Raw genomic sequence first — 11,494 nt, 5'->3', positions numbered from 1 at the left:
GTCTTCCCGCCGTTCTGGTGTTCTCCACGCTGTCGGTCTGGCTGCGCGAAGCGGGCGTCTCGCGGGAAACTATCGGCTTTGCCAGCTGGATCAGCCTGGCGTATGCATTCAAATGGGTCTGGTCGCCGATGCTCGACCAGTGGCGACTGCCCTGGATCGGCGCGCTCGGGCGCAGACGCTCCTGGCTGGTGCTGTCGCAGGCGCTGATCGCCATCGGCCTGGTTGGCATGGCCCTTTGCAACCCGCAATACAACCTCACGATGCTCATCGCGCTGGCGGTGGTCGTTGCGTTTTCGTCGGCTACCCAGGACATCGCCATCGATGCGTATCGCCTGGAGATCGCCGAGGACAAGTTGCAGGCGACCCTGGCGGCCAGCTACATGACCGGCTATCGCATCGCCATGCTGCTCGCCAGCGCCGGCGCGCTCTTCCTCGCCGAATGGCTGGGCTCTAGCAGCCTCGACTACAACCAGGCAGCCTGGACCACGACCTATCTGGCCTTCGCCCTATTGATCCTTCCGGGGTTGATCACCAGCCTGGTGATCCGCGAGCCGGACGCCGCCCCGCCGCTGCCCAACGAGCCCTCGCGCTACACCTTCAATCATCAGCTCGCTGCAGTCGGCCTGCTGCTGGTGCTGCTGATCTCGATACCGGCGATGATCAACGCGCTGATCGCCCAGGCCTGGCCGCGGGCGACGCTGTATGCACTATTCATCCTCGGCAGCATTTCGCCGATGGGCCGGGCGCTGTTCGTGCCGGTACGGCATATCTTCAGCCAAGCGAAGCAACGCCAGCGACCGGCGCGCTTCGACTTCGCTCATCAGGCGGTATCGGTGATCGTGCTGATTATCCTCATGGTGTCGACCACCGGTATGTTCCAGTCCTACTGGGGAGGTTACTGGCCGCGCGGCACCATGTACCTGCTGATCTGCTGGGGCTGCCTGTCGGCACCTGGGCGCATCCTGATGGGGCCGGTGCTGACGCCGATCACCGACTTCATCCTGCGCTACCGCTGGCAGGCGCTGCTGCTGTTGGGGCTGATCGCCACCTACCGAATGTCGGATACGGTGATGGGCGTGATGGCCAACGTGTTCTACATCGATCAGGGTTTTTCCAAGGACGAGATCGCCAGCGTCAGCAAGCTGTTCGGTCTGGTGATGACGCTGCTCGGCGCGGCCTTCGGCGGCTTGCTTATCGTGCGTTTCAGCATCCTGCCGATCCTGTTCATCGGCGGAGTCGCCTCGGCAGCGACCAACCTGATGTTCATGTTGCTGGTAGAGATGGGCGCGAATCTGAACATGTTGATCGTCACCATCTCCTGCGACAACTTCAGCGGCGGCCTCGCCTCCACCGCCTTCGTCGCCTATCTGTCCAGCCTGACCAACCTGAAGTTCTCGGCCACCCAATACGCCCTGCTGAGTTCGCTCATGCTGTTGCTGCCCCGTCTGCTGGGTGGCTACTCCGGGGTCATGGTGGAACACCTCGGCTACAGCGACTTCTTCCTAGTCACCGCGTTGCTCGGTGTGCCAACGCTGATTCTGATCGTCTGGCAGTGGCGCAGAACCCGCCAGCAGCCGGACGACACGCCGCACGAAACAGCCTCCGAACATTCCTGAGGCGACAAGCAGAAACGACGAAGCCGGCAAATGCCGGCTTCGCTTCGTTCAGGCAAGACCTCAGCTCTGAACCAGGTGCACCACGCGCTGCGGAAACGGAATGCCGATCCCCGCCTCGTCGAAACGCTCCTTCAACAGTTCGGTGAAACCGAAGGTCACCGGCCAGAAATCACCGGTCGCGACCCAGACCCGCAACGACAGATTGACCGAGCTGTCCCCCAGTCCAGTGACGAATACCACCGGCTCGGGATCGCGCAACACGCGCTCGTCCTGCGCGATTTCCAGCAGTATCTGCCGCGCCAGCTTGATGTCCGCGCCGTAATCGATCCCGACGTTGATATCGGCACGACGCCGCGGTTCGCGGGAGTAGTTGGTGATATGACCGTTGGACAAACTGCCGTTGGGCACCACGATGGTCTTGTTGTCGGCAGACTTGAGCACCGTATGGAATATCTGGATGGAATGCACTGTGCCCGCTACGCCCTGGGCTTCGATCCACTCGCCGACCCGAATCGGACGGAACAGCAGAATCAGCACGCCGCCAGCGAAGTTCGCCAGGCTGCCCTGCAACGCCAGACCGATGGCCAGGCCGGCGGCACCGATCACGGCGATGAACGAGGTGGTCTCCACGCCGATCATCGAAGCCACGCTGACCAGCAGCAGCACCTTGAGCACGATGCTGGCGAGGCTGCCGATGAAACCATGCAGAGTCGGATCCACATGACGACGCTGCAGCAGGCTGGCGACCTTGCCGGTCAGGGTGTTGATCAACCACCAGCCGAACAGCAGGGTCAATATCGCCAGGGTCACCTGGGCACCGTATTGCAGCACCACAGGCAGCCAGGATTCGGAAAGATCGACCAGGTAGTCGACGCTCAGGTCCATGGATTACTCCTTGTGAGGATTGGTGCCCGCAGCGCGAGCACCGACGGAAAGCGGGGGATGAATGCACGCGCCGAGGCGCGGAGGGAGGATCAGTCGCGGAAGTTGTTGAACTGCAGCGGCATGCCGAATTCATGGCCACGCAGCAGGGCGATGGCTTCCTGCAGATCGTCGCGCTTCTTGCCGGTGACCCGCACCTGCTCGCCCTGGATGGCGGCCTGCACCTTGAGCTTGGCATCCTTGATGTAGGCGACGATCTTCTTCGCCAGCTCCTTGTCGATGCCCTCGCGCAGCACCACTTCCTGCTTGGTGCTCTTGCCGGAAGCGTAGGCGTCCTTGATCTCCAGGCACTGGATATCGATCTTGCGTTTGACCAGGCTCAACTTGAGGATCTCGAGCATCTGCTCCAATTGGAACTCGGCGTCCGCCGTCAGCTGCACGGTCAGATCCTTATGTTCGAAGCTGCCTTTGCCGCGCAGATCATAACGACGATCCAGTTCCTTGATCGCGTTATCGACCGCGTTGGTGACTTCGTGCTTGTCCAGTTCGGACACCACGTCGAACGAGGGCATGGGGATTCCTCCACTGTATAGCGCGACCGGCCGCATGAGCCGAGCGCGTATGTCTTGACGGTTAAGAAAGCGCGGTCATTATAACGATTCGACGTGTCAGCGCCCGCCCTACGGCAAGGAGTGACAGGACGTCCCCCTTCAATTGATTGAGCTTGCCATGCCCAACCCTCTCCTGAGCATTCTCGTCGTCGATGACGCCAAATTCTCCAGCGTCATGATCGGTCGCGCGCTGAGCAAGGCCGGCTACCAGGATATCCGCTTCGCCAGCAGCGCCGCCGACGCACTGGTGCAGCATTCGCAACGCCCCGCGCATGTCCTGCTGGCGGACTGGCTGATGCCGGAAATGGACGGCCTCGAGCTGACCGGCCAGATTCGCCAGCGCGACGCCCAGAGCGGGCACTACAGCTACATCATCCTGCTCACCGGCCGTGACAGCGAGAACGCCCTGGGGCAGGCGTTCGACCACGGCGTTGACGACTTCATCAGCAAGTCGGCGATGAACGAGCAGCTGTTGCCGCGCATCTTCGCCGCCGACCGTCTATGCGGCTCGCTGCAACGGCTCAAGCAGGAGAATCACCAGCTCGCAGAGAATGTCGCGAGCCTCGAAGGGCAAAGCCTGCAGGACCCGCAGACCCATCTCGGCAATGCCCGCTACATGCACCAGCGCCTGGCGGCCAGCCTGCGCCAGATGGAGAACCGCGGCACGGCGCTGTACTACCTGCAGATCGGCCTGCCCGACGCCGATGCGCTGCGCGAGCGCTATGGCGATGCGGTCTACGCGGAAATCCTCAGTGCCATTGGCGCGCGTCTGCAGCAGCTCGTCCGCCCGCTGGATGTGGTTTGCCGAATCAATGAAAGCCAGTTCGGCCTGCTGGCCCTGGTCAACGATCTCAAGGGGTGCTCGCCAAGCAGCTTCAAACGCCTGCATGAAGGCCTGAATCTCAGGGCGCTGAAGACCAGCGAGGGTTTCGTATCCATCAAGGCGGGCATCAGTCTGATCAGCCTCGACACTGATGCGCTGCCGATCGCGCCTGAAACCATCATCGAGCGCGCGGCCGCCCTGCTGCCGAGCGCCTACAGCACCGGCCGCATCGTGCCGTTGCGCCTGAAGCAGTCGGCCTGAGGGTGAGCTGGCACGTCCTCGGCGCAGGCGCACTCGGCAGCCTCTGGGCGGCCCGCCTGGCTGGAGCGGGCGCAACAGTACGGATAATCCTGCGCTCTGCCCAGCGCCTCGCCGATTACCAGCGCGCCGGCGGGCTCACGCTGACTGCCGACCATCTATCTCGGCTCTACGCTATCCCGGCAGAACTGCCCGATGCGAGCGAACCAATCCAGCGCCTGCTGGTTGCATGCAAGGCCTACGACGCCGAAGGCGCAATCGCTCAGGTGGCGTCGCGCCTCGCCTCTGGCTGCGAAATACTCCTGTTGCAGAACGGCCTCGGCAGCCAGCAGGCGATCGCCGAACGCTGGCCGCAGGCACGTTGCATCTTCGTGTCGAGTACCGAAGGAGCCTATCGAGAAGACGATTTCCATGTGGTGTTCGCCGGCCGCGGGCAGAACTGGCTGGGCGATCCGAACGGCGGCAGCGCGCCGGTCTGGCTGGACGAACTGAACCGAGCGGGCATCCCGCAAACCTGGTCCAGCGACATCTTGGCGCGGCTCTGGCGCAAGCTGGCGCTGAACTGCGCGATCAATCCGCTGACGGTGCTCCACGATTGCCGTAATGGCGAGCTGCTGCAGCATCGCGAGCAGCTCTCCGGGCTTTGCGAAGAACTCGTCGAACTGCTCGAAGCCGGCGGTCAGCCAGCCGCGGCCAGCGATCTGCAAGGCGAGGTGCTGCGGGTGATCGAGGCCACCGCCGCCAACTATTCATCGATGTATCAGGACGTTCGACTCGGCCGGCGGACCGAGATCGCCTACCTGCTCGGCCATGCCTGCCGCAGCGCCGACTCGCTGGGGCTCGCGTTACCCCGGCTGCACGAACTGCATCGCCACCTGCGTGAACACCTGAGCCAGCGCGGATTGCCCACGGACTGAGCCGCAGCTACCCTGCAGAAACTCTCTGCTATGCCGTGTCCCGCCAATGATCCTGCGTCAGCGCCTCGAAAACCTTCCGGTCGGCCGTAAACTGCTGCTGGCCCTGCTCGTCCTGCTTGCCGCCGTTCTGCTGGTTTCCAACCTGACGTTCATCAGCGCGGCCTACTGGATTTCACGGCAGAGCGTTGCGCCGCAGGCCATGCACACCCTCGGCGAGCTGTTCGCTACCGAAGAACTGAGCGCGCGGGCGCTGTCTTCGCCGGAAGCCGCCAGCAAACTGCTCAAACGCCTGGACGGCTATGCGCCGCTGCGAGCCGCGATGATCTACGACCGCAACGGCAACAGCCTCGCGCAACTCCAGCAAGGCGACCGATTGCGTCTGCCCGAGCAGCTCAGCGATGTCGAGCATTGGCGTGCCAGCGAGATTCGCGCCAACCTGCTGGTCAGGCTGCCGCAAGCCGATGGCAGTGCCGGGCATCTGCTGATGGTCGCCAGCAGCGAGCTGCCCGGCGCCTTCTACACCGGTACGCTGACCGCCAGCCTGGCCATTCTCGTCGCCAGCCTGCTGCTCTGGGTGTCGGTCGCCCGGCAGATCCGTCAACTCATCACCCGCCCGATTCGCGAACTCGAAGCATTGTCACGCCAGGTCACCCGCGAGGAGGACTATTCCCTGCGCGCCAAGCCCGGCAACCAGGACGAGATCGGCCGGTTGGCCGATGCCTTCAACACCATGCTGTCGCGCATGGAGGCCCGCGAGCAGCAGCTCAAGCGCGCCCGTGACGATGCCCAGGAGGCATTCGATCATGCCCAGGGCCTGGCCGAGGAAACCCGCCACTCCAACCGCAAGCTGGAGCTGGAAGTGCAGGTGCGCAGCAAGATCGAGCAGAAGCTGACCGGCTTTCAGAAGTACCTCAACAGCATCATCGATTCGATGCCCTCGGCGCTGATCGCACTCGACGAACAGCTCTACGTCACCCAATGGAACCAGGAAGCCAGCGCCCTCTCCGGAACGCCGCTGGATGACGCGCTCAACCAGCCGGTGTTCGTCGCCTTTGAGCCGCTCAAGCCGTTTCTCGCGCAGATCCGGCGCACTTCGGAACAGCACGTGGTGGCGAAGATCGAGCGGGTGACCTGGATGCGCAACGACGAGCCGCACCACTATGCGCTGACCTGCTACCCGCTGACCGGCGCAGGTGGCCGCGGTGTGGTGATCCGCATCGACGACATCACCCAGCGCATCAACATGGAAGAAATGATGGTGCAGTCGGAAAAGATGCTCTCGGTGGGCAGCCTCGCGGCCGGCATGGCCCACGAGATCAACAATCCTCTCGGCGCCATCCTGCACAACGCGCAGAACATCCGCCGCCGGCTCTCGCCCGAGCTCGAGCGCAATCGCGAGGCCGCGGAGGAAACCGGCGTGCGCCTGGAAGCGGTCAACCAGTACCTGCAGCGCCGCGAAGTGCCGCAGCTGCTCGATGGTATCCAGCAGGCCGGCTCGCGCGCGGCGAAGATCGTCAGCCACATGCTCAGCTTCAGCCGCATGAGCAACCGTCAGCTGGCGGACTGCCAGTTGCCCGTTCTGATCGATCAGGCACTGGAGATCGCCGGAAACGACTTCGCCCTGATGGAAGGCTTCGACTTCAAGGCCATCGATATCGTTCGTGACTTCGACCCGCGGATCGACCGCGTACCGTGCATCGGCAACGAGCTGGAGCAGGTCTTGCTCAACCTGCTGAAGAACGCTGCACAGGCCATCCATACCCATCAGAGCGACGAGCCGGGACAGATCATCCTGCGCACGCGCCTGAATCCGCCGTGGGCGGAAATTCAGGTCGAGGACAACGGCGGCGGCATCCCGGAGAATGTGCGCAAGCGCATCTTCGAGCCGTTCTTCACCACCAAGGAAGTCGGCCAGGGAACCGGGCTGGGTCTTTCCGTCTCGTATTTCATCATCACCAACAACCATCAGGGGCAGATGGAGGTGCAGTGCCAAGCTGGCCACGGCACCACGTTCACCCTGCGGTTGCCGCTGAGCTCGCCCGGCGAGCAGATGGCGACCTGAACCAAGGAACCGATACATGGGCAATCGACTGTCGAAAATCTACACCCGCACCGGCGATAGCGGCGAAACCGGCCTCGGCGACGGCCGTCGGGTTGCCAAGGACCATCCTCGCGTGGAGGCCATGGGCGAGGTCGACACCCTCAACAGTCAGCTCGGCCTGTTGCTGGCCGAACTGGCCGATGCGCAGGCGCAGTGGCCAACGCTCGACGAGCTGATCAGCGTTTTCGCGCCTTGCCAGCACCGTTTGTTCGACCTCGGCGGCGAGCTGGCGATGCCCGACTACCAGGCGCTGCAGGACAACGAAATCGAGCGGCTGGAACAGGCCATCGATCGCTGGAACCAGGAGCTCGGGCCGCTGAAGGAATTCATCCTGCCAGGTGGTTCCCGGCTGATCGCCCTCGCCCACCTGTGCCGCAGCATGACGCGCACTGCCGAGCGTCGCTGTCAGCAGCTCAATGCCAGCGAAACGGTACGCCCGGTGCTGCTGGCCTATCTGAACCGGCTCTCCGATGCGCTGTTCGTCGCCGCTCGCTTGATCGCTCGGCGCCAGGGTTGCGGTGAAATACTCTGGCAGCCAGCCGCTGCTTCACCTGCCGCGGATGACTGAGCCGGTCGTGGCGCGACAGGCCCGCCGTCGCGACCAGCTGCACGCCGCCTGGGAAGCCTTCATCGTCCTGTTGGTGTGCATCAACCTGTCGCTGATTCTGTTCGACAGCCTGTTCGCCCTGCAGCCTGTTAGCGCAGTGCTGGCGGACCTCGTGCCAGAGCTGCACGCGCGTTACCAGCAGAGTGTCCACGCCAACTTCCAGTACATCGACCTGGGCTTCGTCGCGATCTTCGTCCTCGACGTGCTGCTCGGCTGGACCGTGGCACTGTTCGAGCGCCGCTATGCACGCTGGTACTACTACCCGTTCGCGCACTGGTATGACGTGCTCGGCTGCATTCCCCTGGCCGGGCTGCGCTGGTTGCGCGTACTGCGTGTCGGCACGCTGCTGATCCGCCTGCAGCGCCTGGGGCTGATCGACATGCGCGGCTGGGCCATCTACGGCCTTTTCAGCCGTTATTACTACCTGCTGATCGAGGAGCTTTCCGACCGGGTGATGGTGCGCCTGTTCGGCCGCCTGCAGCAGGAGATCGGCGCCAGCGACGACCTTTCGCGCCGGCTGCTGCAGGAAGTGGTGCGGCCGCGCAAACAGCGCTTGCTCAACGACATCTCGCGGCGCCTGCAGGACATGCTGGAGACCGGCTACCGCGACAATCGCGGCGCCATCGAAGGTTATGTCAGCCAACTGATTCACCAGGCGCTGCAGAACAATCCCGAGATGCACAATCTGCGGCGCCTGCCACTGGGCAACCGCCTGGCCAGCACGCTCGACGATGCACTCAGCGACATCGCCGCGCGGCTGCTGCAGGGCGCCGTGGAAGGCATGCGTGGCCCGCAGTTTCAGGCACTGGCCGGCAATCTCGCCGACGAGTTCTTCGATGCCTGGGTCTACCAGGACGAAAATACCGACCTGGCGCTGGAAGAACTGCTGGTCGACGTCATCGAAGTGCTCAAGCAGCAGGTGCTCGACCGCCGCTGGAGTCGTTTCGTCGGCCCCACGCCCCCACCGACACATCCCGAGTGATCGGACTGACGCAATGCTCTCCGCTGCGCGCCCCAAGGGCCGTCGGAGGCAAGTGCTGACCTGCTACTCGTCGACTGCCTTGAAGCCCTCAGGGGATTTTTCGTCGAGACGCGCGCCGATGATCATCTCGGTAGCCCAGTTCACCAGAATCGAGGTGTAGGCCTCCTGGCAGCGCTCGTTGCTCAGCGCATGGTCGGCACCGTCGATGATGCGATGGGTGAGGGAGTGGGTGCCGTGGAAGGCGGCACGATAGCTCATGATGGTTTCGTGCGGGACGAAGGTATCGTGCTCGGATTCGACGATCAGCACGTCGCCGCGAAACGCCGCGCAGGCGGCCAACGCGCGGTTCTCGTCCGGTAGCACGCGCCGGCTGCGCAGCTGGTTGAGGACGTGGCGATCGAGCTGCCGCTTGGGCACCTGCCACTCCTCGTCGCGGTACAGCGCCGGCACGCGCAGGGCCAGCCACTTCACCGGACGCAGCGCGGTGAGAATCGCCGCGAGGTAGCCGCCATAGCTAGTGCCGACCACTGCAATCGCGGAGGGGTCGATATGCGGGTGTTGGGCCAGCAGATCGTAAGCGGCGAGCAGATCATTGAGGTTCTGTTCCCGCGTCACGCTTTCCTGTTGCGCGCGGGTCTGCGCATGGCCGCGCAGATCGAACGACAGGCAGACACAACCAAGCCCGGCGATACCGCGCGCGCGGTTCAGGTCGCGCTGCTGGCTGCCACCCCAGCCGTGCACGAACAGCACGCCTGGCATCTTCTCCGGCGGTGAGAGGAAGGTCCCGGCGATATGCTCATCACCTACCAGGATGTTCACCATCTCGCTATGCGTCGCCATAGTCCTCCACCGTTACACACTTGGTGATGAAACCCACATCGGCGTCCTCGTCCCGATACAGAAGTTGCGCACCGGCCGGCACGCCCTGCTCGCGCCCATAGAACTCCAGCGAAGACGCCTTCACCGCGCGCGCCGAAGTGCCTTGCCTGAAGACTTCCAGGGCCGCCACTTCAGCGCTGCTGGCACCGCCGATACGCCAGGATTGCTCGAGCACGCCGGAACGTGACCGGCCCCGGCCATCGACGCCCTGAGCGATGTCGTAGTTGCGTCGCGAGGCGAAGAAATGCCGATAACAGGCCGATGCTGCCTCGTCGTAGACCTGCGCCTGGCGCACGGCCAGACGTGTCGTCTCCGGCAGATCAAGGGCCATCAGCGCCTCGAAGTCGCCATCGACGACCACCAGATCCGAGCCGCCATACACCTCGTTGCCCGCGTTGTCCCGAGTCAGGCGCTGCGTACCGTAGTAACTGGCCAGACGGCCCCCGACACGTACCTGGCCGACACTGAAGGTGATGACGCGATCCAGATGCGCCTCCAGAACCAGGCCGTACTGGGCCAGCTCCTTTTCATCGAGCGCAAACAAGGCCTCATCGAGGGTATCGGCATCATCGACGCGCAGCTGCCCGCGGCCACCCGTGGCGCGTACCGGCTTGATCCGCACCGGCCCTTCGTGCAAAAGGCGCCGCCCGGCGTCACGCGCATCCTCGATGCTGAAGGCGCTGTAGCCGGCCAGCACGCTGCCCTTGACCTGGGTACTGAAGTCCCGCGACCAGCCAACCGGCGCGACCGCATCCGGACGCACCAGCGGGTGAGTGATCGCCTTGGTTTCAACGAAGGCCTGCGGCACGACGCCACCAAACAGATCGCCTTCCTCATTCAGGCCCAACGCCTGCGCTTCACGCAGTCCGACCACCGTGCCCGACGGAACGAGGTAGGGGTGGGCGTCATAGCGCCGCTGCGGGTCGTACTCACCGCCGTAACTCGTCCCCAGCAAGGTCGCCAGGCGTTCGGCCAAGGCCGCGTGGACGACCTTCTCGTGCTGCGGCTCGCGTGGTCGGTTGGCATAGGTCAGCACGACCCGGCGTGAGCTCTGCAGCGTTTGCGCATTCATCATCGTTGTGGACAGCTCCATGGACTGCTCGGCATGTACGTCCTGAGACCCGGCGCGCCGGCAGGCGTTCGCTTCTGACTGAGCGTCCCGCCGAGCGCCAGAAATGAAAAAGGGGAGCAACCTCGTGGCTGCTCCCCTTCTTTTTGCGCGTCGATTCAGGCCGGCGCCGACGACCGGATCAGGTGATCGAAGGCGCTCAGCGAGGCCTTGGCCCCTTCACCGACGGCGATCACGATCTGCTTGTACGGCACCGTGGTCACGTCGCCGGCAGCAAACACACCGGGAATGCTGGTCTGGCCCTTGGCGTCGACGATGATCTCGCCGAAGCGCGACAGCTCCAGGGCGCCCTTGAGCCACTCGCTGTTGGGCAGCAGGCCGATCTGCACGAAGATGCCTTCCAGCTCGACGTTGTGCAGCTCGTCGTTAGTGCGGTCCTTGTAGACCAGGCCGGTGACCTTCTGGCCGTCACCCTTGACCTCGGTGGTCTGCGCCATCTTCAGCACGCGAACGTTGGACAGGCTGTTGAGCTTGCGCTGCAGCACGGCGTCGGCACGCAGTTCCTCGCCGAACTCGAGCAGGGTCACATGAGCGACGATGCCGGCCAGGTCGATGGCCGCTTCGACACCGGAGTTGCCGCCGCCAATCACCGCCACGCGCTTGCCCTTGAACAGCGGGCCGTCACAGTGCGGGCAGTAGGCGACGCCACGGCCGCGGTATTCCTGCTCGCCGGGCACGTTCATTTCGCG

General features: G+C 64.0%; 11 protein-coding genes. 6 read left to right on the top strand and 5 right to left on the bottom strand.

Annotated features, from left to right (window positions below; all coding sequences use genetic code 11):
- A partial coding sequence (locus tag LO50_RS04945) for an AmpG family muropeptide MFS transporter (RefSeq protein ID WP_044314290.1) occupies positions 1-1,616 on the top strand: 1,616 nt, incomplete at its 5' end.
- Between the two features lie 60 nt (positions 1,617-1,676).
- On the opposite strand, the gene LO50_RS04940 is transcribed toward LO50_RS04945, so the two are convergent.
- Both LO50_RS04940 and LO50_RS04935 read right to left on the bottom strand, forming a co-directional pair.
- On the bottom strand, positions 1,677-2,501 hold the full coding sequence (locus LO50_RS04940; RefSeq protein ID WP_042923879.1) for a mechanosensitive ion channel family protein: 825 nt from the start codon (positions 2,499-2,501) through the stop codon (positions 1,677-1,679).
- Between the two features lie 89 nt (positions 2,502-2,590).
- Positions 2,591-3,070 carry a YajQ family cyclic di-GMP-binding protein gene (locus LO50_RS04935; protein ID WP_003299849.1) on the bottom strand — a complete coding sequence of 160 codons (480 nt, stop codon included), beginning with the start codon at positions 3,068-3,070 and terminating at the stop codon, positions 2,591-2,593.
- 157 nt (positions 3,071-3,227) lie between these two features.
- On the opposite strand from LO50_RS04935, the gene LO50_RS04930 reads away from it, so the two are divergent.
- Genes LO50_RS04930 through LO50_RS04910 form a run of 5 tightly spaced genes read left to right on the top strand, consistent with a single transcriptional unit; the run spans position 3,228 to position 8,797 of the window.
- On the top strand, positions 3,228-4,193 hold the full coding sequence (locus LO50_RS04930; protein WP_003299848.1) for a response regulator: 966 nt from the start codon (positions 3,228-3,230) through the stop codon (positions 4,191-4,193).
- 2 nt (positions 4,194-4,195) lie between these two features.
- A complete protein-coding gene (locus LO50_RS04925) occupies positions 4,196-5,107 on the top strand; it encodes a putative 2-dehydropantoate 2-reductase (protein WP_042923882.1) in 912 nt (303 codons plus the stop codon).
- A 46-nt stretch (positions 5,108-5,153) separates the two neighbouring features.
- Positions 5,154-7,169: a sensor histidine kinase gene (locus LO50_RS04920; protein WP_042923885.1), complete on the top strand. Its 2,016-nt coding sequence runs from the start codon at positions 5,154-5,156 to the stop codon at positions 7,167-7,169.
- A 16-nt stretch (positions 7,170-7,185) separates the two neighbouring features.
- The gene (locus LO50_RS04915; RefSeq protein WP_042923887.1) at positions 7,186-7,776 is read left to right on the top strand and encodes a cob(I)yrinic acid a,c-diamide adenosyltransferase; all 591 of its coding nucleotides are present in this window, start codon (positions 7,186-7,188) and stop codon (positions 7,774-7,776) included.
- Positions 7,769-8,797, top strand: a complete 1,029-nt coding sequence (locus LO50_RS04910) for an ion transporter (RefSeq protein WP_173425578.1) — start codon at positions 7,769-7,771, stop codon at positions 8,795-8,797. The genes LO50_RS04915 and LO50_RS04910 overlap by 8 nt, the downstream gene beginning before the upstream one ends.
- A 63-nt stretch (positions 8,798-8,860) precedes the next feature.
- Here the strand turns inward: LO50_RS04910 and LO50_RS04905 are convergent, their stop codons facing one another.
- The 3 genes from LO50_RS04905 to LO50_RS04895 form a co-directional block, all read right to left on the bottom strand.
- Entirely contained in the window at positions 8,861-9,637 is a 777-nt protein-coding gene (locus tag LO50_RS04905; RefSeq protein ID WP_042923891.1) for an alpha/beta hydrolase family protein, read from the bottom strand.
- On the bottom strand, positions 9,624-10,751 hold the full coding sequence (locus LO50_RS04900; RefSeq protein WP_042923893.1) for a DUF3182 family protein: 1,128 nt from the start codon (positions 10,749-10,751) through the stop codon (positions 9,624-9,626). Before LO50_RS04900 ends, LO50_RS04905 begins: the two co-directional genes overlap by 14 nt.
- Before the next feature lie 152 nt (positions 10,752-10,903).
- Positions 10,904-11,494 (bottom strand): FAD-dependent oxidoreductase (locus LO50_RS04895; RefSeq protein WP_044314288.1); only part of this gene is annotated, 591 nt, incomplete at its 5' end.

It is taken from the genome of Stutzerimonas stutzeri (assembly GCF_000935215.1).
Classification (GTDB): Bacteria; Pseudomonadota; Gammaproteobacteria; order Pseudomonadales; family Pseudomonadaceae; genus Stutzerimonas.
This window is presented reverse-complemented; position numbering and strand designations above follow the sequence as displayed.